Source organism: Streptomyces sp. NPDC054047 (genome assembly GCF_055585065.1).
In genome coordinates this window covers 383,071-402,516 of record NZ_JBVJKV010000009.1, presented here as the reverse complement: position 1 = coordinate 402,516, position 19,446 = coordinate 383,071, and the positions used below count along the sequence as shown (strand labels likewise).

The following is a 19,446-nucleotide window of genomic DNA, read 5'->3' as shown; positions in this document are numbered from 1 at the left end:
GCGTGTCGGCGGGGCGCCCGCCGCCCGCGGCACGGGGAAGCTGGGGCGATGACCGATGACAGCCGTCAGACACACTGGGAGAGCCGCACGGAAGCACCGCTCGCCGTGGCGTCGCTCCTCTACCTGACCGCGTACGCGGTATGGGTCCTGGCCTCGGGGCTGCCCGAGGCATGGCGCACCGTCTGCCTGGTGGTGCTCCTCACGGCCTGGGCCGCTTTCGCCGTGGACTACGCGGTGCGGTGGCGGCTCAGCGGGCAGGGAGCGCGCTTCGTACGCGGCCACTGGCAGGACACCCTCGTCCTCGTCCTGCCCCTGCTCCGGCCGCTGCGGATCGTGCACATCTACGAGGCCGTCCAGCGCAGGCACGGCAAACCGCGCCTCGCGCTGCACGCGCGCGTGGTCACGTACGCCGGTCTCTCCGCGCTGCTCCTGGGCTTCGCCGGGGCGCTGGCCGTCTACCAGCAGGAGCACGCGGCACGGGGCGCGACGATCCGCAGCTTCGGGGACGCGGCGTGGTGGGCGTCGGCCACGCTCGCGACCGTGGGCTACGGCGACGAGACACCGGTGACGCCGGTGGGGCGCCTGATCGCGGTGGGCATGATGCTCTGCGGCCTCGCGCTGCTCGGCGCGGTGACGGGGGCGTTCTCGTCGTGGCTGCTTCAGGTGTTCGCACGGGAGGACGACGAGAGGCCCCCGGGACGCTGAACGTCCCGGGGGCCTCGTACCCGCGTGCGCGGGGTCGGGTCACACCTGCTCGCGGCTCTCCACCACGTCCAGGAGCTTGGCGAGCGCCTGGTCGCGCGGGATGCCGTTCTCCTGCGAGCCGTCGCGGTAGCGGAAGGAGATCGTGCCCGCGTTCATGTCGTCGTCACCGACGATGATCATGAAGGGGACCTTCAGCTTCTGCTGCGTCCTGATCTTCTTCTGCATGCGGTCGGAGGAGGCGTCCACCTCGACCCGCAGGCCCTTCTTCTTGGCCTCGGCCGCGAACTCCTGGAGGTAGGGGACGTGCGCGTCCCCGACCGGGATGCCCACCGCCTGCACCGGCGCGAGCCACGGCGGCATGGCGCCCGCGTAGTGCTCCAGGAGCACGGCGAAGAACCGCTCGATCGAACCGAAGAGCGCACGGTGGATCATCACCGGACGCTGCTTGCTGCCGTCCGGCGAGGTGTACTCGAGGTTGAAGCGCTCCGGCAGGTTGAAGTCCAGCTGCACGGTCGACATCTGCCAGGTGCGGCCGATGGCGTCCTTGCACTGCACGGAGATCTTCGGGCCGTAGAAGGCGGCGCCGCCCGGGTCGGGAACGAGCGGCAGGCCCTGCTTCTCGGCCACCTGCTGCAGCGTCGCGGTGGCCTCTTCCCAGATCTCGTCCGAGCCGACGAACTTCTCCGGGTCCTTGGTGGAGAGCTCCAGGTAGAAGTCGGTCAGGCCGTAGTCGCGCAGCAGGTTCAGGACGAAGGTGAGCGTCTTGTCGAGCTCGTCCGCCATCTGCTCCTTGGTGCAGTAGATGTGCGCGTCGTCCTGGGTGAAGCCGCGGGCACGGGTCAGACCGTGCACGACGCCCGACTTCTCGTACCGGTACACGGTGCCGAACTCGAAGAGGCGCAGCGGCAGTTCACGGTAGGAACGCCCGCGCGCATCGAAGATCAGGTTGTGCATCGGGCAGTTCATGGGCTTGAGGTAGTAGTCCACGCCCTCGTCGAGCTGCATGGGCGGGTACATGCCGTCGGCGTACCAGTCCAGGTGGCCCGAGGTCTCGAAGAGCTTCCCCTTCGTGGCGTGCGGGGTGTAGACGAACTCGTACCCCTCCTCCTCGTGGCGGCGCCGCGAGTAGTCCTCCATGACCCGGCGGATGATGCCGCCCTTGGGGTGGAAGACCGCCAGGCCCGAGCCGATCTGCTCGGGGATGGAGAAGAGGTCCAGCTCGCTGCCGAGCTTGCGGTGGTCGCGCTTCTCGGCCTCGGCCAGGAACTCCAGGTGGGCCTTGAGCTCGTCCTTGGTGGGCCAGGCGGTGCCGTAGATGCGCTGGAGCATCGGGTTCTTCTCGCTGCCGCGCCAGTACGCGGCGGCGTTGCGCATCAGCTTGAACGCCGGGATGTTCCGGGTGGTGGGCAGGTGCGGACCGCGGCAGAGGTCCTTCCAGCACAGGTCGCCGGTCTTCGGGTCGAGGTTGTCGTAGATGGTCAGCTCGCCGCCGCCCACCTCGACGTCCGCGCCGTCGTCGCTGGACGCGGAGCCCTTGATGCCGATGAGCTCCAGCTTGTACGGCTCGTCGGCGAGCTCCTCGCGGGCGGCCTCGTCGGTGACGACGCGGCGCGAGAAGCGCTGGCCGCGCTTCTGGATCTCCTGCATCTTCTTCTCGACGGCCTTGAGGTCCTCGGGCGTGAAGGGCTTCTCGACGTCGAAGTCGTAGTAGAAGCCGTTCTCGACCGGCGGGCCGATGCCCAGCTTGGCCTCGGGGAAGAGCTCCTGCACGGCCTGCGCCATGACGTGCGCGGTGGAGTGGCGCAGGATGTTCAGGCCGTCCTCGGAGGAGATCTCGACCGGCTCGACCTCCTCGCCGTCCTGTACCGCGTACGCGAGGTCCTTCAGCTCACCGGCCACGCGGGCGGCGACGATGGTGCGCTCGCCGGCGAAGAGTTCGGCGGCCGTAGTGCCCGTCGTCACCACGCGCTCTTCCCGCTCGGAATCGCGTTGGATGATCACACGGACGTCTGACACCGGTCTTCTCCTACCTGAAGGGGGTCGCGGCAGATCGACTCCTGCACGCGAAACGAATCGTACCGAGCCGGGGGCGCCCACCGCGAAACGGTTCTCTCCCCGGCCCCGGCCGCGCCCCGCCTCAGTCCCCGCTGCACGCCTCCTCGAAGAAGTCGAGATTCTCCTGGAGCGACTTCATCAGGCGGTCCTTCTCCCCCTCGTCCACCTGCACCGGCACCACTCCGGAGGCCCCGGTGAGCCGCCGGAACCCGCCCCGGCTCTCAAGCCGCCCGTGCACCCGGATCGGCAGCCCCACCAGGTGGGCGTGGCCCGCGATGCGGTAGGACTCCTCGTCGAGGGTCATGCGTACGCTGGGGACGTCCACGCCCGCCAGCACCCGGACCCGCACCGTGCCCTCGCCCCGCGGCCCCGACCGCCGCAGCCGCACCACGGCCCCCGTGATCCGCACCGGCATCGCCGGCTCGTCCCGCAGATAGCGCGCGCCCGCCTCCCGCAGCACCGGCAGGTCACCGGGCGAGAACTCGACGGGATCGGCGTCGACGGCGCACCCCTCGGGCACCCCGGCGGCCGGCGCCCACTCCACGGCGACCCGCGCCCCTTCCGTGCCCCGCACCAGGGCCACCACGGCCTCCGTGAGCTCATGGCTGACGCCCGCCTCGACGGCGCCGTCGAAGGCGTCCATGCCGCCGGTGGCGCGTTGGTAGTCGACGGCTTCGCGGACCGCGTACAGCGCCTGGTGCAGCCGCACCGCCAGCAGACGCCCGGTCAGGACGGGCACGAACGCGGTGAGCTGCCGCCCGCCGGGAGCGGGTCCCACCAGGACGTTCTCCAGGGACGCGGCGGCGGGCCCGCGGTGCCGCGCCCCGTAGTACCCGGCACGGGCGCGCGCCGCGAGGGCTCCGGCGAGCAGCATCTGCCGCGCCGCCGCCCGCAGTTGCTCCTCGGCCGTCCAGGTCGCGGCGCCCGCGGGCCCCACCGGGACATCGCGCCACCAGCGGATCTCGTCGCTGGGCACGGTGAGCCCGACGAGCACGTCACGGGCGGACGGCGACGCGCTGCGCGACAGGGCGATGAGCGCCTCGCCGAGCAGGTCCTCACAGTCCGGGAAGGCCCTGCTCTCCGGCACGAGCAGGCTCGTGCCGCCCGCGCCGGGACCTGGCGGGGTCCAGCGGGCGTAGCGTCCCGCCGCTCCCCCGCGCCGGTGCCAGCCGTGCCGTGCGAGCAGTGCGCCGAGCACGGCGGGGTCGACCTGCGAAGGGTCGGGGGGACCGGCGGCCAGCGGATCGGCCCAGCTGCCCGCGGCTTCGACGGGGTGCGGGCGAACGGGGCGTAGTGGCTCTTCGATCGGGCGGTGCATCAGGGTCTCCCTCCCGTCCCGACCCGCGTCATGATCTCGCAGAGGGCCCTGTCGTCGAAGATCCGCGAGGTCGGGACGCGGACCGTGGTCCTGCGCCGGCCGGTCACCCGGTGTCCGGCGAGGTTGGTCCAGTAGCAGCAGTGCCGCAGGTCGAGCCGGTCGTGGCTCGCGCGCAGCCAGTCGTCCTGCGACCGGGGCACGAGCATCACGACCAGGATCTTGTGCACCGAGACCGGGGTGCGAGCGAGCTTCTCCAGGTGCGGATTGTCGAGCGTGAAGGAGAAGGCGGCGCCCGGCGGGTTCGGCGGTATCTGGTAGGTGCACTTGAGCTGCACCTTGATGGTGACTTCGTCGTCGACCGTGTGCCCGGGGGCGCTGTGGCTGACGTGCCAGTCGATTCCGTTGTCCGGAAAGGGTTGTGAGAGCGAGCACCCCGCCGCGGCGGCGACAGCGTGCAGATAGCCCACCTGAAGGGTCTCCATACAGGCGGTGGTGGCGAGTGTGCCGCGCGGCGGTGCGATCCGCTCGGGCAGCAGCCCACCCTGTTCGGGCTGCGCGAGCGCCATGTCCAACGAGCCTTCCGAACCAGTGAATCCCCGCTTCGGGCCGGTCAATTCCGTTGCCCTGTACCTCTGTTGTCTCCGGGCCGCGTACAGCGCAAACGGCCCGGGTATCACCGGTGTGGGCAGGGGAGGAAAGCCATCTGCCGGACATGATCGAGGAGTTGCGTCACTATGACGTGCTGGTACGAGGGGCCCTTGGCCGCATTCGACACCGAGACCACGGGCGTCGACGTCGAGACCGACCGCATTGTGTCGGCCGCCGTCGTCGTCCAGCAAGGCGCGGGCACCCGCCCGCGCATCACCCGCTGGCTGGTGAACCCGGGCGTTCCCGTGCCCGAGAGTGCCACCGCGGTGCACGGCCTGACGGAGGAACATCTTCAGCACAACGGCCGCTGGCCCGCGCCGGTGATGGAGGAGATAGCGAGGGAACTGGCGGAACAGGGCGCCGCGGGCCGCCCCATCGTCGTCATGAACGCACCGTTCGATCTGACGATCCTGGACCGCGAGTTGCGCAGGCACCGCGCGTCCTCGCTCAGCCACTACATGGCGGGGTCCTCGCTGTGCGTGCTGGATCCGCGGGTCCTGGACAAGCAGCTCGACCGGTACCGCAAGGGGCGCCGCACGCTGACCGATCTGTGCGCGCACTACGCGGTGGAGCTGGACGAGGCGCACGACGCGGCGGCCGACGCGCAGGCCGCGCTGGACGTCGTGCGTGCCGTGGGACAGCGTTTCGCGTCGCGGCTCGAACGGCTCTCGGCGGCCGAGCTGCACGCGCTGCAGGCGGTGTGGCACGCGGCGCAGGCACGCGGACTGCAGGCGTGGTTCGCGCGCAGCGGTACACCTGAGGCAGTTGATCCGGCGTGGCCGCTGCGTCCCGAACTGCCTGCGGCAGCCTGACCGTCGTCGGTGCGACGCGGGCATGAAGCGGTGCGGGTATGAAGCTGTGTGGACATGAAAAAACCGGTCCGTCGGTGACGGACCGGCATTCTCCGGGTGGGCGATACTGGGTTCGAACCAGTGACCTCTTCGGTGTGAACGAAGCGCTCTCCCACTGAGCTAATCGCCCGGGAACGGACTGAACAATACAGGTCTTCACGGGTTTCCTTCAAACCGCTTCCGCGAGAGCCGTCAGCCCCCTGTGAGGTGCTCCCTCAGACCTCGCTCGCCCGCACGCATCATCAGCGCGTGGTTGAGGAGGAAGACGGGCCTCCCGGGGACGGCGAGGCGCCGCATCAGCGGTTTGCGCACCACTACTTCCTGGTCGTAGACCGCTCGCGTCCCGCCCGGTACCGCCGTGACGGTCCAGCGCGCCCAGCCGTGCAGATCCCCGGTCATCCCTATCTCCAGGATTCCGGAGTCCGGGTCGCGGCGCCGCTCCTCGCCGGTGACGAACAGGTCGTAGGGCAGGAAGGAGCGGAAGCGTGCGGTGCCACTGCGCTCGTCGACGGGCGTCACCTCGCGCACCTGGGGCCACCACGCCGGATACTCCTCGGCGCGTTCGAGGACGGCGTACACGTCGGCGAGCGGCGCGGGCACGTGCCAGACGCTGCGGAAGCGGTAGTGGCTCCAGTCCATGGACCGAGTCTGCCGGGAGGGGCCCGATCTGAGTACGTCCTGAGTATCCGAACCGATGCCCGCCACAGTGTTCCCGGCCACACTCCACGGGCATGACGAACATTCCGCCCCCGGCCGAGGAGCTGCGCATCCTCGACCTGGAGCTGCACCGACTCGACGCGCGCAGGTCGCAGTTGCTGCACCGCCGAGCCTGGCTGGTCAGCTCCCTCCAGGCAGTGGCGGCACCGGCCCCCGCTCCCCCGCGGCCGGTCCGCGCCCCGGAGGCCACCCCGCCGAACGTGCAGAACGTGCTGCTCACGCTGGGCGGCATCCTGCTGACCATCGCGGCGATCGCCTTCACGTTGGTGAGCTGGGGGCACCTGGGCATCGGCGGACGCAGCGCCGTCCTCGCGGCCGTGACGCTGACGGCCCTGGGCGTGCCCGCGCCGCTGCTGCGCCGCAGGCTGCGTTCGACGGCGGAGACGGTGGCCGCGCTCGGCCTCGCCCTGACCGTCCTCGACGCGTACGCCCTCCATGCCGTCGCCCTGCCACAGGCCGACGGCCTGGGCTACACGGCGGTCGCGTCCGCCGTGCTCGCCGCGCTGTGGGCGGCGTACGGTCTGGCGTTCCGCGAGCTGCGGCTGCCCTTGCCGCTGGCCGTGGCGAGCGCTCAACTCCCCTTGTTCCTCTGGGTGCGCGCCGCTGACGCGGGTGACCACGCCACGGCTGCGGCGCTCCTGGTGACGGCGGCGTTCGACGTCGCGATCGCGCTGCGGGTCGGCGCCGAGGGCGTGCGCGTCGTCGCGACCGTGGGCGCCTGCGCCGCGGGGCTGTGGGGTGCGGTGGGCGCCGGGTACCTGTCCTGGTCGGCCACGGGGCTGCCCGACGCGGCGCGGGCGAGCGCGCTCCTGCTGCTGGCCGCCTCCGTCGCGCTGGTGGCGGCGTGGCTGATCACGCCGCCCCCGCAGGCGACGGTTGCGGCGTTCGCGGGCGGCCTGCTCGTGACGGCGGCCGCCGGTGGCGTGCTGCGCGGGGCACTGCCCGCCGCGTGGACGGTCCCCGCCTATCTGGCGTGCGGCGTCGCGCTGTTGGCGGTCGTCCGCACCTCCCTGCCCAGCCCCGTGCTGCGCGGGATCGCCGGGTCGGCGCTCCTGGTGCACGCGCTCGCGGCGCTGTGGACGCTGCCCGCGCTGGTCTCCGCGCTGCTCGGCCCCGTGAGTTGGGCCGGGAAGCCCTGGTCGGGCGCACCACGGGGCACGGATGACGCCATCGCGGTGCCCGGCCTGTCCGTCCAACACCCCGTCATGGCCTCACTCGTACTGGCAACCATCGCCGGGGTCCTACTCACAGCCGCCAGGCTGCTGCCCACCGCCGTGACCGCTGCGACTACAGCGACCGCCGTGAGCACCCCGGGCGCACCGGCTGCCACCCCTGCCGCAGGCCCCGCCGCGGGGCGTGGCGCAGAGCCAGGCACAGCCCCCGCAGCAGGTCCCGGCGCGACACCCGGAACAGAGCCGGGCGCAGGTCCCGGCGAGGGGCGCGGCGCGAAGCCAGACGTAAGTCACGCAGGACCCGGCGCGGAGCTGAGCGCCACGCGCGGAGCAGAACCGGGCGTAGATCCCGCTGGCCCGGGCGCGAGCCGCGCCACGGAGCCCAGCGCAGCACGCGGGACAGAGCCGGACGCAAACCCCGCTGGCCCCGGCACGAGCCGCGCCACGGAGCCCAGCGCAGCACGCGGAACAGAGCCGGACGCAGACCCCGCCGCCGAGCGGGCGGGGCAACTGCCGCACAGCCAGGCAGCGGCCGCCCCTGCCGCACATCCCGCAGGCCCCGCACATCCCGCAGGCCCCGCAAGCCCCGCAGGCCCCGCCTCCGAGCGGACCGTACCGCCCCTCGTCGCCATCTCACCGCGGGCCGGCACACCGTTCCTGAACGATCCCGGCGCCACTCGTTCCGGCGCCCTGTTCCTCGCCTGGGCCGCCGCCCTCGTCCTCCCGTCCGCCGTCCAACTCCCTTACGCGGCCGGGGTATCGGCGTACGTCGTGCTCACCGCCGCCCTGCTCGCCGTCGCCTCGCGTGTCGGCTCGACGGCGGTGGCCCTCACCTCGCTGGGTCTGGCGCTCGCCTCATCGGTGAGCGTCGCGTTCCTGGCCCTGGCCACCACGGGGGCGACGCTCGGCACGCTCGGCGCCCTGACGGCACTGTTCCTCGCGGCGACCGTGTGCGCCGTCCGCCGCCGGGAAGCCGCTCCGGGCGTGGCACCCGCCGCCGCGTGCGCCACGATCGCGTACGCCACCGCGCTCGCCTTCGCCTCGGGAGCTGCCCGGGACCTGCGTCCGGACCACACGGGGCTCCTGATGCTCGTCGTACCGGCACTCGGCGCCCTCGTCGCGGCCCGGCTCGGCCGGCACCCGCTGACGCTGCCGGTCGAGATCACCGGTGCGGTCGCGGGCGGCCTCGCCATCGTCCTCACCGCGGGCCACCCGACGACCCTCGCCCTGGCCCTCGCGCTCGGCGGCGTCATCGCCGCGGGCACCGCGCTCCGCACGGACCGCCGACAGGTCGGATACGCGGCCGGGGCCCTGTTCCTCCTGGCGACCTGGGTGCGCCTGGCCGCCTGGGGCGTGGGGGCCCCGGAGGCGTACACCCTGCCGGTCACCGTCCCCGCACTCCTGATCGGCGCGCTACGACGCCGCCGCGCCCCGGAGACATCCTCCTGGACGGCCTACGGCCCCGGCCTCGCGGCGACCCTCCTGCCGAGCCTCGTCGCCGCCTGGAGCGACACGCACTGGCAGCGCCCGCTGCTCCTGGGCACCGCGGCCCTGTTGATCACGCTGGTGGGGGCCCGGCACCGGCTGCAGGCGCCATTGGTGCTCGGCGGCACGGTCCTCGCCCTGGACGCGCTGCACGAACTGGCGCCCTACATCGTCCACGTGGTGGACGCCCTGCCGCGCTGGCTGCCGCCCGCACTCGCCGGACTCCTGCTGCTCACCGTCGGCGCGACGTACGAACAGCGGCTGCGCGACGCACGCCGGGTCCGTGACGTTCTCGGCAGAATGCACTGACTCCGCTTTTTTCCGTTCGGCGGCCGGCTCCGCAGCAGACGGAGCGTCACATTCCTTGTGCCGCACGGAAATGCGAGCGAATACGACTGCGGCCCGGAGGCTGTTAAGCCTCCGGGCCGCAGTTCCGGGGTGGGCGATACTGGGTTCGAACCAGTGACCTCTTCGGTGTGAACGAAGCGCTCTCCCACTGAGCTAATCGCCCCGGGCGCACGGAGAACATTACCGCATGTCAGCGGTGCCTCCGACCGCCGTGGAGTCACCCGAAGGTCACTCCTTGATCTTCCATGGCATCTCGAGCCCGAACTTCCAGACGTAGATCCCGACGAGCACGGCGATGATCACCAGGCCGATGGTCGTCAGGATGATGTTCCGGCGGCGCACCTTGGGGTCGAGCGCACGCTGCGCCGCCTCGGTGACCTTCCGCTTCGTCCAGCGAAGGACCAGCTGGGCCCAGACGAACTCGGTCGCCCAGATCGCCATTCCACCGAAGATCACCAGCCAGCCCGGTCCGGGCAGCGGCAGCATCACGATGCCGGCGCCGACCACGGCGAGGCCGACGATGAAGACGCCCACCTGCCAGCTGAGGTGCAGCGCCTTGCGGGCCTGGATGAACTCCGGCGCACGCGATCCGAGCGGCTGGTCGTCCTTCGTGCCGGTGATTGTTTCGGCAACCCCCGGCTCGTTACTCCCCGTATTCATACGGCCAAACCCTACCGGACGGAAACCCGTCACTGGAATGGCCGTACCTCCCGAACAAACAACCCGCCGTACGAGCTACCTAAAGACACCCAAAACCCTCAGAGGGGTTTACAACGGCACCGTAGGTGGCATGTCGATTTCGCCGACGTGCGAATCCCCGAGCGCACACTGAGCGAAAGGCCCTGGCGCTTATGAACACCACGGTCAGCTGCGAGCTGCACCTGCGCCTCGTTGTGTCGAGCGAGTCCTCACTGCCTGTACCCGCAGGACTGCGGTATGACACGGCCGATCCCTATGCCGTGCACGCCACCTTCCACACCGGAGCCGAGGAAACCGTCGAGTGGGTGTTCGCCCGCGACCTCCTCGCCGAGGGCCTGCACCGGCCCACCGGTACCGGCGACGTCCGAGTCTGGCCGTCCCGGAGCCACGGTCAGGGTGTTGTCTGCATCGCCCTGAGTTCCCCCGAGGGTGAGGCTCTGCTCGAGGCCCCGGCGCGGGCCCTTGAGTCGTTCCTGAAGCGAACCGATGCGGCCGTGCCGCCCGGCACGGAACACCGCCACTTCGATCTGGATACGGAGCTCTCGCACATCCTGGCCGAAAGTTAGCTCAGGCAGCGCGAGAGCGCCCGGCGCCGTCCGACTCGGGGCGACGGCTCGGGCATGACAACCGCACAGTGCAGACACACCGGCGCCGTCGCCGCGGATTCCCGCGGGGACGGCGCCGGTGTGTCGTGTCGTGAAGCCGCTAGCATCGGCCAGCATCGGCGGGCACCCTTCCCCTGGCTCTGATGAGCAGGGGAGGCCCCCACTACCCCCAGGCCAGGGAGCAAATCGTGCTGATCACCCACGACACCCGGTGCGCACTCGACGCCGTGGTCGATCTGGTGAACACCGCGCCGGACACCGAGAGCACCGCGAGCGCCGAGACGGAGGGACTCACGGACGTCGCAGCCCTGGAGGCCTTCGTGCAGAGCCACGGCATAAGTGACGTCGGCGTGCTCTCGGAGCGTGACCTGATCGGCGTCCGGCAGATCCGGAGCCGCTTCCACGAAGTCTTCGCGGCCTCCGAGCCGCAGGCCGCGGCGGCGGTGATCAACGAACTGATCGCGGCGGCGGGCACCACGCCCCGTCTCACCGACCACGACGGCTACGACTGGCACGTGCACTACTTCGCACCCGGGGCCTCCATCGCCGACCACCTCGCGGCGGACTGCGGGATGGCGCTGGCGTTCTTCGTGGTCGCCGGTGAGCAGGAGCGGCTGCGGCGCTGCGAGGCGCCGGACTGCCGGCGCGCCTTCGTCGACCTCTCCCGCAACCGCTCGCGCCGCTACTGCGACAGCCGCACCTGCGGAAACCGGCTGCACGTCGCCGCCTACCGGGCCCGGCGCAAGGAAGCGGCGGGCTGAGCCCCGGCCGCGGCGCCCCTTAGAGCCGCAGCAGGTCGTGCAGCGACCCCATCAGGATCAGGACGCCGATCACCGCCAGAAAGATCATCAGGGGTGGCTGGGAGAGCGCGAACAGACAGCCCTTGGGCTCTTCCGTCGCGGCTCGCTCATCGGTCGGCGGGGCGGCATCGCCCGGTGCGGTCTCCAGCATCTCGCGGCGATGATGACTCAGTCCCGGGGGCTCCGATGACCAACACGCCCGGGAAGCGCGGGAGTTCACCGCCTTCCGTGACCTGCGAAAGTCCAGCGCCGCGCACGCTGCGTCCACGGCTCACCAGCGACGCACCTCATCAGGCCCGACCGCACCGCCGTCCACACGAACGAGGGAGTCCCAGGCCCTTCGAACGCGGACGCTTGTTGACGAACGGGGCGGCGTGCGGGGCGGCGGGCGGGGCCGCTCCCGTCAGATGCCGTGCTTCGTTCAGATGCCGTGCTTCTTCAGGATGGCCTCGATGTCACTGAAGTCCTCCTTGGGCGCCGCCGCCTTCGGCTGGGCAACCGGCTGGGCGGCCGGGCGCGCTCCCTGGCCCAGGGAGGGCGCGGACGCCGCGGGGGCCACGGCATCGCGCTGGGCCGCCTTCGCGGCCTTGCGCTCCTTGCGGGTGCCGCCGGAGCGGCGCTCCACGGCACGAGTGATCATGAAGAGCAGCCAGGCGACGCCCAGGACCCCGAAGCCCGCCCAGGCCTTCATGCTGAAGGCGGTGTCGGCAAGCCATCCGACGACTCCGGTCATCACCAGGCCGACCGGCACCAGGGAGTAGGCGGCGAGGCGCGTCGCCGCGAGGAAACGCTTGCGGTAGGCCGTGATCGCGGCGATGCCGAGGCCGGCCGCGGATACGGCGGAACAGACGGTCTCGGCAATCATCCGATCCTCCAGGCGTGCGGGCGTAGACGCTGACACTGTCGCCCTTCCATCCTGCACCGGGTGGGCCCCTACAAGCCACGCCCGGAGCGGACTTCAGGGACATATCAGGGTCACGCCTCCTCCGCAGGTTCCGGTCGCCGCCCCGGGCCCCGGTTGGGAGGCGCGCGCGGGGCTGGAAGACTGGGGCGCATGAGCGACTCTGCCCCCGCCGCCCCCACCGGCCCCCTCGTCATCGACATCTGGTGCGAGCTGCAGTGCCCGGACTGCCGGACCGCCCTCGACGACGTACGCGCGCTGCGTGCCCGCTACGGCGACCGCGTCGACCTGCGCCTGCGGCACTTCCCCCTCGAAAAGCACAAGTACGCCTTCGCCGCCGCCCAGGCCGCCGAGGAGGCCTTCGAGCAGGGACAGGGCTGGCCGTACGTCGAGGCCGTGCTCGGCCGGGTCGAGGACCTGACCCGCAAGGGAGAACCCCTCCTGGTCGAGATCGCGCGCGAACTGGGGCTGGACGCGGAGGAGTTCGACACCGCGCTCGTCGACGGCCGACACATCCTGATCGTCGACGCCGACCAGGCCGAGGGCAAGGCGATCGGCGTCACCGGCACACCGACGTACGTCATCGGGGGCGAGCGCCTCGACGGCGGGAAGAGCCAGGACGGCCTCCTCGAACGCGTCGAGGAGATCACGGACCTCCTGCTCGCGGCCTCCGGTCAGCACGACGCCTAGAGCTCGCCCAAAGCTCCCCTGGAGCTCGCCTAGAGCAGCTGCTTGTAGACGTAGTACATGACCGATTCGTAGCCCAGCGACTCGTACAGACGCAGGGCCGGGGTGTTGCCCGCGAAGACGTTGAGGCCGATGCGGCGCAGGCCCACCGCCCGGGCCTGGGTCTCCGCGAGCAGCATCAGGGAGCGGCCGTGGCCGCGTCCGCGGTACTCCTCGTCGACCTCGACGTCGAAGACGAACGCGTCGCCGTCCCGCAGCGCGAGCCAGAGGGTGCCGACCTTCGTGCCTTCGTGCGTGAGCACGCAGAGGCTGGTGCCGGGGGTGGCGAGGCCCTGGGGCAGGTGGTCGGCGTGGTCGGCGTCGGACTTGGCGCGCGCCTCGGCCTCCGGGACCCCGCGCTCGATCCAGGTCTGCGCGTAGTCCTCCTTCTCGCGGGCCAGCCACACCTCGTACTCGTCCTCGGTCATCTCCCGCCCCTCGACGCCCGCGGGCAGCGCGGGCGGCTCGGCGGTCAGGGGCTTGGCCATCTGGCGGTTGCGCTCCTGGTAGCCGAGGGACACGGCGAGGCGGTGGGCCGCCGCGGCCTCGGCGGGCACGGCCACCTCGATCCGCTTGCAGCCCCAGCCGCGCGCCACCTCCTCGGCGGCGAGCACGGCGACGGTGGCACGGCCGCGCCTTCGGTCGGTCTCCTTGATGCTCAGGTCGCGCATCTCGGCGACGCCCGGTCCGAAGACGGGGTGCGTGGCGAGTTCTATCCCGCCCACAGGACGGCTGTTCACACACACTTCGTACGTGCGTGACTTGGCGCCGTCAGCGCTCTGCTGGAGCGGCCCGGTCGGCCGCAGGGTCGTGGTCATCAGTGGTGTTCTACCCGCCCAGCGGCTCGTGCGTCATCAGGAATACGTGCGTTTGCGCCCTCGTGCCCCACCGGTCACGGATCGAGGTCGTCCGCCGCCCGCTCGTCGAAGATCCGCATCGCCTTGGCGGTCACCGGACCCGGTGCGCCGGACAGTTCACGCGCGTCGATCCGGTGCACGGCCTGCACGTCACGGAGCGTCGAGGTCAGGAACACCTCGTCGGCGCGGTCCAGGACGTCCAGCGGCAGATCGGTCTCGCGCGCGTTCGTCCAGTCGACGGCCAACGCGCGCGTGATGCCCGCCAGACACCCGGAGGCGACCGGCGGCGTGTGGATCTCGCCGTCGAGCACCACGAAGACGTTCGATCCCGTGCCCTCGCACAGCTGCCCCAGCGTGTTGGCGAACAGCGCCTCCGAGGCGCCCTGTTCACGGGCGCGCGCCAGGGCGACGACGTTCTCGGCGTACGAGGTGGTCTTCAGGCCGGTCAGGGCGCCGCGTTCGTTGCGGGTCCACGGCACCGTGATCACGGCGGTCGTGTCGGGGCGCCTTTCGGTCTCGCCGAGGGCGACCACCAGCGTCGGCCCCTGGTCACCGCGGTCGGAGCCGAGCGGCGAGAGGCCGCCGGTGTACGTGATGCGCAGGCGCCCCAGCGGCATCGGGTTGGCGTCGAGGACGGCGGCGCAGGCCGTGCGCACCTCGTCGAGGTCCGGCTCGGGCAGGCCGAGGCCGCGCGCCGAACGGGCGAGCCGGTCCAGGTGCCGGGTCAGCGCGAAGGGCCGCCCCGCGACCGACTTCACCGTCTCGAAGATTCCGTCGCCGACGGTCAGTCCGTGGTCGAGCACGGAGACACGGGCGGTCTCGAGGTCCTGCAGGCTGCCGTTGAGCCAGATCTTCACTGAGAGGTCCCTCCACTCACTTCGTACGCCCCCGACGCTACCGCCAGCAGCCGTTCCGCCTTCAGCTCGGTCTCCCGCCACTCCCCCTCGGGGTCCGAGCCCCAGGTGATCCCCGCGCCGGTGCCGAAGCGCAGCACTCCCTGCGCGCGGTCGATCCAGAAGGTGCGGATGCCGACGGCCAGTTCGCCGGCGCCCCGGTCGGCGTCGACCCAGCCGATGCCGCCGCAGTACGGGCCGCGGGGCGCGGTCTCCAGGGCATCGATGATGCGCAGGGCGCTGGACTTGGGGGCGCCGGTGACGGAACCGGGCGGGAAGGCGGCGGCGAAGAGTTCGGGCCAGCCGGCGTCGGGGCGCAGCTCGCCGCGGACGGTGGAGACGAGGTGGACGAGCCCGGGGTGCTTCTCGGTCACGCAGAGCTCGGGCACGGTCACGGAGCCCGTCTCGCATATCTGCCCGAGGTCGTTGCGGACGAGATCCACGATCATGACGTTCTCGGCGTGGTCCTTCTCCAGCAGATCGGCCTCGGTGCGGCCGGTGCCCTTGATCGGCCCCGACTCGACGACGCGTCCCTCGCGGCGCAGGAACAGCTCGGGGGACGCCGTCGCTATCTCGACGCCGTGCTCGGGCAGCCGGATCGTCCCGGCGTACGGAGCGGGGTTGCCGCGCGCGAGGAGCGCGGTCAGGGCGTCGATGTCCGCACGGTCCACGCCGTCGGGAACCGGCGCGGACAGCACGCGGCAGAGGTTCGCCTGATAGACGTCGCCGGCCGCGATGTGTTCGCGCACCCTTCGTACGCCGTCCACGTACGCGGCGCGGTCGAGCGACGACGTCCAGTCACCGGCGGCGGGTCCCCGCCACGCGCCCGGCACCGGAGCGGGCACCGGTTCCTCGCGTACGTCGTCGAAGCGGGCGCAGACCAGTTCGCCCTCGAAACTCGCGGACACCGCCCAGAATCCCCGGGAGTCCAGCGCCGAGGGATCGCTGGTCACGTCCCTGAGGCCGGTCGCGAGCAGGCCGCCGAAGCGCGCCATGGGGAGGGAGGCCCCGGAGGGCGGCCGGGAGGACATCTGAGGGGCGCTGTGCACGTCTGCGAGTCTATGACCGGTGTCCTGGTGGCGCCCCGGGCCGGTGACAGCGCAGCACGCTGCGCAAACGCGTTTTTGTACTGGCCCAGGAATCCGCTAGAGTTCAACACGTCGCCGGGACGCGCAAGCGGGCCGGGAAAGACAAGCGGACGTAGCTCAGTTGGTAGAGCGCAACCTTGCCAAGGTTGAGGTCGCCAGTTCGAACCTGGTCGTCCGCTCGCAGGATGTGGGGGATCTTCCCGAACCCCCGCCCTCCTGGTGGAGTGGCCGAGAGGCGAGGCAACGGCCTGCAAAGCCGTCTACACGGGTTCAAATCCCGTCTCCACCTCCAAGCGCGATTAGCTCAGCGGGAGAGCGCTTCCCTGACACGGAAGAGGTCACTGGTTCAATCCCAGTATCGCGCACGCAGCACAGCACGTAGCACAAGCACAACTGAAGGTCCGGTCCGCAAGGATCCCCGCGCGATTAGCTCAGCGGGAGAGCGCTTCCCTGACACGGAAGAGGTCACTGGTTCAATCCCAGTATCGCGCACGCAGTACGCAGCACACGCAGGTTGACCCGCGCGATTAGCTCAGCGGGAGAGCGCTTCCCTGACACGGAAGAGGTCACTGGTTCAATCCCAGTATCGCGCACCATCCGTACGAAGCCCCCGGCCGTTCCCACGGCCGGGGGCTTCGTCGTTCCTCCGGTCAGGAGGAGAAGAGCATGTGCCCGAAGCTCTTGTGGCGCTTGTTGTGGCCGTAGTGCCCGCCGTGGCCGCCGTGGTGGCCGCCGTGCTGGGGAGCGCCCCACGCCGGGGCGGGAGCGGCCGGGTAGGCCTGGGGGGCGGGGGCCGCCGGGTACGCCTGCGGGGCGGGCGGCGGGGGCGGGCCCTGCTGGCCGCCCCACTGATTCTCGAGTCGGCTCAGGGACTCGAGCTCGCCGTAGTCGAGGAATATCCCGCGGCAACCGCTGCACTGCTCGATCTGGACGCCATTGCGGTTGTACGTGTGCATCGGTGCACGGCACTTGGGACACTGCATGGTCGGCTCAACTCCTCGCCGGTCGTGACTGCTTAGCCGGATCTCTGCCCGGCTTCGGTGGGTTGCACCCTACTTCGTGACGGTGGGCGCCAACTCCGGCGGGAGGACGGCCATTCGGTCACAGGCGTCGACCACCGCCTGCTCGATCTCGTCGAGGGGCCGGTTCTCCTTGACGGACTTGGCGATCGCCAGGGCGGCGGTCTGTGCGGTGAGGGCGCGGGCCGGTACGTCGAGGGCTGGCCAGGGGTCCGTGCCGTCGGCGGGGACCGCCGGTCCGCGTGCCGCGCGGTAGGCGCCGAGGAAGCGGGTCCACTCGTCCGGGGCGAGGAGGCCGCAGGCGTACCAGGCCGCGGGGCGGGCCAGGTCCCAGGCCGGGTCGCCGAGGCCCAGGTCGTCGACGTCGATGAGCAGCCAGCGCCCTTCGGGGGTGCGGACCAGCTGGCCCAGGTGCAGGTCGCCGTGGCACAGGAGCCCCGGGAGCGGGGCCCGGGCCTCGGCTCGGGCCCAGGCGGGGAGCGTGGCCCAGGCGCGCTCGACGGGGGCGGCCGCGGGGTGCGCTCCCGCGGCCCGCATCCGCGTCATCGCCCGGGCGGCCTTCGCGGGGCCGCGCATGTCCGGGAGCGGCTGCGGGAGCTCGGCCGGGGGTGTGGCGTGCAGGCGGGCCAGGAGGGTGGCGGCGGCTTCCCACGGGGCGGCGTCGGGGTCGTCTCGGTCCACCGGAGTACCGGCCTGCCAGAAGGTGACCAGCCGGCCGTGGAGCGGGACCGCGGCCTCGCCGAGCGGAGGCAGCAGGGTGCCGGTGAGGGCGGCGGCGACCTTCAGGCGGGCCGCGAGTTCGGTGGGGTCCGTGCCCGGGGCGTGGGCCTTGGCCACGGTGTCGCCGTGCCGGACGACCGTGGCGTCGTCCCGGTCGGCCAGGACGGCTTCGGGGGCGCAGGCACAGGGCCCCGGGGTGCGGTGGGCCGCGCGGCGAACCTTGGCAGTCAACGCGGGCAGCAGAGCGGTCACGGGTCCCCTGACGTACATGGAATCGGCACTGCCCGCGAGCGTACGCGGCCCAGTTCCCAGCCCACCCGCCGCCGAGAACGGCCTCGGTGACGGACCGACCCCCAGCCCGTCCCCTGCTGAGGGCGAACCCGGTGGAGGACCGGCCCCCAGCCCACCCGGCGCCGAGGACGACCTCGGTGACGGACCGGCCCCCAGCCCACCCGCTACTCAGGGCGAACTCGATGGAAGACCGGCCCTCAGCCCGCCCGGCGCTCAGGACAGACGCGACGGCAGGGGAAAATCTCCGCCCATCCCGCGCTTGACGACGAACTCGACGCAGCCGGTGAAGTGCGGCGCCCAAGACATCCCCACAGCTCCCCCACCGCGAGGACGACCTCGGCGGCGGACCAGCCCCCAGCCCACCCGCCGCTCAGGACAGACGCGACGGCCGGGGAAAATCTCCGCCCATCCCGCGCTTGACGACGAACTCGACGCAGCCGGTGAAGTGCGGCGCCCAAGACATCCCCGCAACTCCCCCACCGCGAGGACGACCTCGGCGGCGGACCAGCCCCCAGCCCACCCGGCGCTCAGGACAGACGCGACGGCAGGGGAAGATCTCAGCCCGTCCGGCGCTTGAGGACGAGCTCGCCGCAGCCGGTGATGTGCGGCGCCCGAGAACATCTCCGCAGAGCACCCGGCGCAAAGAAGTGCCCGCGCAGCTCCCCAGCTGCGCGGGCATTTCTCGTGCCGTCCGCCGCACCCCCGTCCCCACGGGGTTTCCTGGCCGGATGTCCCCGCCCGGACCGCTCATCCGGGCCCGGGGCGCCGCTCAGCGCCCCAGCATCACGCCCACGGACGACGCCTGTGTGACCACTGCTTCCCAGCCGCCGAAGACGACCACCAGCAGGGCCGCCAGGGGAAGAACCATGGCCGTCGCCACCAAGGGGTGGCGCGTGCCGGACGGGCGGACGCCGAACGTGGCGAAAGCCTTACGTCCCTGCGTGCGGATCATCGTCCGCGGTGCCGTGTCCGCCATGGTTCCTCTCCTGACCGAGTCTGTATGAATATGGCAGCGGCGGGTGTCTGACCTCGGGGGACGAGTGCTGCACCCGCCGCTTGACTTCAAATTTAGGTGCGCCGGAGGTCGGGGGCGTCATGCCCTCGTACCGATTGCCGGGCCTCCCGGAGGATGACCGATCGTCGGTCATGTACTCCCATGGGTGGAGACGGGGTCCTAGGTCTCAGGGTCTTCCCGGAGGGGACGGACGGCCTGCTCGGACGTGTCCTCCCGAGGGACGGGCTGCTCGACCAGAGCAAGCACACGGGTCGCCATGAACCGTGCCGTCCGCACCACGGAGCCGCTACGGGTGACTTCGCTCACTTCGACCACCCCTCTGCGCACCGCCGTCTCCACCCGGCGGCCCGCCCGGCTCGCCACCACCTCGTACGTCCGTGTCGTGTCCCCGGCGTCCACGACTATCTCCACGCGATCACCCTTCACGGGATCAATCCCCCTTCAGCGATGGATGGTTGGGGAGGACACCCCGCACAACGGCCGCTCTCCCCCGGCGCCCTGACCACTCTTCAAGTTTCCCACCCGGCACTGAC

General features: G+C 71.5%; 20 protein-coding genes and 7 tRNA genes. 11 read left to right on the top strand and 16 right to left on the bottom strand.

The features are described 5' to 3' along the window. The first annotated feature begins 48 nt into the window (after positions 1-48). A complete protein-coding gene (locus tag ACZ6ZP_RS30555) occupies positions 49-705 on the top strand; it encodes a potassium channel family protein (protein WP_351164853.1) in 657 nt (218 codons plus the stop codon). Positions 706-744: 39 nt separating this feature from the next. On the opposite strand, the gene thrS is transcribed toward ACZ6ZP_RS30555, so the two are convergent. From thrS to ACZ6ZP_RS30540, 3 genes are all read right to left on the bottom strand, one after another. Continuing rightward, positions 745-2,721, bottom strand: coding sequence for a threonine--tRNA ligase (gene thrS / locus ACZ6ZP_RS30550; protein ID WP_351164854.1), 1,977 nt, complete (start codon positions 2,719-2,721; stop codon positions 745-747). Positions 2,722-2,842: 121 nt separating this feature from the next. Next, complete coding sequence (locus ACZ6ZP_RS30545; protein ID WP_366464658.1) at positions 2,843-4,081, bottom strand: hypothetical protein; 1,239 nt, start codon at positions 4,079-4,081, stop codon at positions 2,843-2,845. Then, positions 4,078-4,644 carry a DUF4365 domain-containing protein gene (locus ACZ6ZP_RS30540; RefSeq protein WP_351164855.1) on the bottom strand — a complete coding sequence of 189 codons (567 nt, stop codon included), beginning with the start codon at positions 4,642-4,644 and terminating at the stop codon, positions 4,078-4,080. Before ACZ6ZP_RS30540 ends, ACZ6ZP_RS30545 begins: the two co-directional genes overlap by 4 nt. Before the next feature lie 168 nt (positions 4,645-4,812). On the opposite strand from ACZ6ZP_RS30540, the gene ACZ6ZP_RS30535 reads away from it, so the two are divergent. Further along, positions 4,813-5,538: a 3'-5' exonuclease gene (locus ACZ6ZP_RS30535; RefSeq protein ID WP_351164856.1), complete on the top strand. Its 726-nt coding sequence runs from the start codon at positions 4,813-4,815 to the stop codon at positions 5,536-5,538. A 97-nt stretch (positions 5,539-5,635) separates the two neighbouring features. Here the strand turns inward: ACZ6ZP_RS30535 and ACZ6ZP_RS30530 are convergent. Both ACZ6ZP_RS30530 and ACZ6ZP_RS30525 read right to left on the bottom strand, forming a co-directional pair. Then, a tRNA-Val gene (locus ACZ6ZP_RS30530) sits at positions 5,636-5,707 on the bottom strand. A gap of 62 nt (positions 5,708-5,769) precedes the next feature. After that, entirely contained in the window at positions 5,770-6,216 is a 447-nt protein-coding gene (locus tag ACZ6ZP_RS30525; protein WP_361463254.1) for an SRPBCC family protein, read from the bottom strand. Between the two features lie 92 nt (positions 6,217-6,308). On the opposite strand from ACZ6ZP_RS30525, the gene ACZ6ZP_RS30520 reads away from it, so the two are divergent. Next, positions 6,309-9,260, top strand: a complete 2,952-nt coding sequence (locus tag ACZ6ZP_RS30520; protein ID WP_469409083.1) for an SCO7613 C-terminal domain-containing membrane protein — start codon at positions 6,309-6,311, stop codon at positions 9,258-9,260. 130 nt (positions 9,261-9,390) lie between these two features. Here the strand turns inward: ACZ6ZP_RS30520 and ACZ6ZP_RS30515 are convergent. Then, positions 9,391-9,462, bottom strand: a tRNA-Val gene (locus tag ACZ6ZP_RS30515). 65 nt (positions 9,463-9,527) lie between these two features. Then, positions 9,528-9,959, bottom strand: coding sequence for a TIGR02611 family protein (locus tag ACZ6ZP_RS30510; RefSeq protein ID WP_351164859.1), 432 nt, complete (start codon positions 9,957-9,959; stop codon positions 9,528-9,530). A 191-nt stretch (positions 9,960-10,150) separates the two neighbouring features. Here ACZ6ZP_RS30510 and ACZ6ZP_RS30505 point away from each other — a divergent pair, with 191 nt between their 5' ends. Together ACZ6ZP_RS30505 and ACZ6ZP_RS30500 are read left to right on the top strand one after the other, a co-directional pair. Then, positions 10,151-10,564 (top strand): SsgA family sporulation/cell division regulator, encoded by a 414-nt coding sequence (locus tag ACZ6ZP_RS30505; RefSeq protein ID WP_003959770.1) that lies wholly within the window; start codon positions 10,151-10,153, stop codon positions 10,562-10,564. A 227-nt stretch (positions 10,565-10,791) separates the two neighbouring features. Beyond that, entirely contained in the window at positions 10,792-11,364 is a 573-nt protein-coding gene (locus ACZ6ZP_RS30500) for a CGNR zinc finger domain-containing protein (protein ID WP_351164861.1), read from the top strand. Positions 11,365-11,383: 19 nt separating this feature from the next. On the opposite strand, the gene ACZ6ZP_RS30495 is transcribed toward ACZ6ZP_RS30500, so the two are convergent. Then, the gene (locus ACZ6ZP_RS30495; protein WP_351164862.1) at positions 11,384-11,554 is read right to left on the bottom strand and encodes a hypothetical protein; all 171 of its coding nucleotides are present in this window, start codon (positions 11,552-11,554) and stop codon (positions 11,384-11,386) included. Between the two features lie 270 nt (positions 11,555-11,824). After that, positions 11,825-12,268 (bottom strand): hypothetical protein, encoded by a 444-nt coding sequence (locus ACZ6ZP_RS30490; protein WP_351164863.1) that lies wholly within the window; start codon positions 12,266-12,268, stop codon positions 11,825-11,827. A gap of 189 nt (positions 12,269-12,457) precedes the next feature. Between ACZ6ZP_RS30490 and ACZ6ZP_RS30485 the strand changes: the two genes are divergently transcribed. Then, positions 12,458-12,994 (top strand): DsbA family protein, encoded by a 537-nt coding sequence (locus ACZ6ZP_RS30485; protein ID WP_351164865.1) that lies wholly within the window; start codon positions 12,458-12,460, stop codon positions 12,992-12,994. Between the two features lie 29 nt (positions 12,995-13,023). On the opposite strand, the gene ACZ6ZP_RS30480 is transcribed toward ACZ6ZP_RS30485, so the two are convergent. From ACZ6ZP_RS30480 to ACZ6ZP_RS30470, 3 genes are all read right to left on the bottom strand, one after another. Continuing rightward, positions 13,024-13,848 (bottom strand): GNAT family N-acetyltransferase, encoded by an 825-nt coding sequence (locus ACZ6ZP_RS30480; RefSeq protein ID WP_351164866.1) that lies wholly within the window; start codon positions 13,846-13,848, stop codon positions 13,024-13,026. Between the two features lie 74 nt (positions 13,849-13,922). Then, complete coding sequence (locus tag ACZ6ZP_RS30475; RefSeq protein WP_366465187.1) at positions 13,923-14,744, bottom strand: aminotransferase class IV; 822 nt, start codon at positions 14,742-14,744, stop codon at positions 13,923-13,925. Next, positions 14,741-15,811, bottom strand: coding sequence for a chorismate-binding protein (locus tag ACZ6ZP_RS30470; protein WP_351165145.1), 1,071 nt, complete (start codon positions 15,809-15,811; stop codon positions 14,741-14,743). The genes ACZ6ZP_RS30475 and ACZ6ZP_RS30470 overlap by 4 nt, the downstream gene beginning before the upstream one ends. Before the next feature lie 163 nt (positions 15,812-15,974). Here ACZ6ZP_RS30470 and ACZ6ZP_RS30465 point away from each other — a divergent pair. From ACZ6ZP_RS30465 to ACZ6ZP_RS30445, 5 genes are all read left to right on the top strand, one after another. Then, positions 15,975-16,047: transfer RNA gene (locus tag ACZ6ZP_RS30465), tRNA-Gly, on the top strand. Between the two features lie 39 nt (positions 16,048-16,086). Continuing rightward, positions 16,087-16,160, top strand: a tRNA-Cys gene (locus ACZ6ZP_RS30460). A 1-nt stretch (position 16,161) separates the two neighbouring features. Next, positions 16,162-16,233, top strand: a tRNA-Val gene (locus ACZ6ZP_RS30455). A 55-nt stretch (positions 16,234-16,288) separates the two neighbouring features. Next, a tRNA-Val gene (locus tag ACZ6ZP_RS30450) sits at positions 16,289-16,360 on the top strand. A 29-nt stretch (positions 16,361-16,389) separates the two neighbouring features. Further along, positions 16,390-16,464, top strand: a tRNA-Val gene (locus ACZ6ZP_RS30445). 54 nt (positions 16,465-16,518) lie between these two features. On the opposite strand, the gene ACZ6ZP_RS30440 is transcribed toward ACZ6ZP_RS30445, so the two are convergent. The 4 genes from ACZ6ZP_RS30440 to ACZ6ZP_RS30425 all read right to left on the bottom strand — a co-directional run bounded on the left by ACZ6ZP_RS30440 (position 16,519) and on the right by ACZ6ZP_RS30425 (position 19,339). Continuing rightward, entirely contained in the window at positions 16,519-16,851 is a 333-nt protein-coding gene (locus ACZ6ZP_RS30440) for a TFIIB-type zinc ribbon-containing protein (RefSeq protein WP_351164869.1), read from the bottom strand. 69 nt (positions 16,852-16,920) lie between these two features. Beyond that, positions 16,921-17,877: an aminoglycoside phosphotransferase family protein gene (locus tag ACZ6ZP_RS30435; protein ID WP_469409081.1), complete on the bottom strand. Its 957-nt coding sequence runs from the start codon at positions 17,875-17,877 to the stop codon at positions 16,921-16,923. A gap of 790 nt (positions 17,878-18,667) precedes the next feature. Next, positions 18,668-18,874: a hypothetical protein gene (locus ACZ6ZP_RS30430; protein WP_351164871.1), complete on the bottom strand. Its 207-nt coding sequence runs from the start codon at positions 18,872-18,874 to the stop codon at positions 18,668-18,670. A gap of 198 nt (positions 18,875-19,072) precedes the next feature. Beyond that, positions 19,073-19,339, bottom strand: coding sequence for a hypothetical protein (locus ACZ6ZP_RS30425; protein WP_351164872.1), 267 nt, complete (start codon positions 19,337-19,339; stop codon positions 19,073-19,075). Positions 19,340-19,446: the final 107 nt, after the last annotated feature.

What these genes read in the sequence shown, in the direction of transcription:
- ACZ6ZP_RS30510 (WP_351164859.1), bottom strand. Translation starts at nt 9,959, where the DNA reads ATGAATACGGGGAGTAACGAGCCGGGGGTTGCCGAAACAATCACCGGC.
- ACZ6ZP_RS30435 (WP_469409081.1), bottom strand. Translation starts at nt 17,877, where the DNA reads ATGTACGTCAGGGGACCCGTGACCGCTCTGCTGCCCGCGTTGACTGCC.
- ACZ6ZP_RS30540 (WP_351164855.1), bottom strand. Translation starts at nt 4,644, where the DNA reads ATGGCGCTCGCGCAGCCCGAACAGGGTGGGCTGCTGCCCGAGCGGATC.
- ACZ6ZP_RS30520 (WP_469409083.1), top strand. Translation starts at nt 6,309, where the DNA reads ATGACGAACATTCCGCCCCCGGCCGAGGAGCTGCGCATCCTCGACCTG.
- ACZ6ZP_RS30555 (WP_351164853.1), top strand. Translation starts at nt 49, where the DNA reads ATGACCGATGACAGCCGTCAGACACACTGGGAGAGCCGCACGGAAGCA.
- ACZ6ZP_RS30505 (WP_003959770.1), top strand. Translation starts at nt 10,151, where the DNA reads ATGAACACCACGGTCAGCTGCGAGCTGCACCTGCGCCTCGTTGTGTCG.
- ACZ6ZP_RS30495 (WP_351164862.1), bottom strand. Translation starts at nt 11,554, where the DNA reads ATGCTGGAGACCGCACCGGGCGATGCCGCCCCGCCGACCGATGAGCGA.
- ACZ6ZP_RS30480 (WP_351164866.1), bottom strand. Translation starts at nt 13,848, where the DNA reads ATGACCACGACCCTGCGGCCGACCGGGCCGCTCCAGCAGAGCGCTGAC.
- ACZ6ZP_RS30535 (WP_351164856.1), top strand. Translation starts at nt 4,813, where the DNA reads ATGACGTGCTGGTACGAGGGGCCCTTGGCCGCATTCGACACCGAGACC.
- ACZ6ZP_RS30440 (WP_351164869.1), bottom strand. Translation starts at nt 16,851, where the DNA reads ATGCAGTGTCCCAAGTGCCGTGCACCGATGCACACGTACAACCGCAAT.
- ACZ6ZP_RS30485 (WP_351164865.1), top strand. Translation starts at nt 12,458, where the DNA reads ATGAGCGACTCTGCCCCCGCCGCCCCCACCGGCCCCCTCGTCATCGAC.
- ACZ6ZP_RS30430 (WP_351164871.1), bottom strand. Translation starts at nt 18,874, where the DNA reads ATGGCGGACACGGCACCGCGGACGATGATCCGCACGCAGGGACGTAAG.
- ACZ6ZP_RS30470 (WP_351165145.1), bottom strand. Translation starts at nt 15,811, where the DNA reads ATGTCCTCCCGGCCGCCCTCCGGGGCCTCCCTCCCCATGGCGCGCTTC.
- ACZ6ZP_RS30525 (WP_361463254.1), bottom strand. Translation starts at nt 6,216, where the DNA reads ATGGACTGGAGCCACTACCGCTTCCGCAGCGTCTGGCACGTGCCCGCG.
- ACZ6ZP_RS30490 (WP_351164863.1), bottom strand. Translation starts at nt 12,268, where the DNA reads ATGATTGCCGAGACCGTCTGTTCCGCCGTATCCGCGGCCGGCCTCGGC.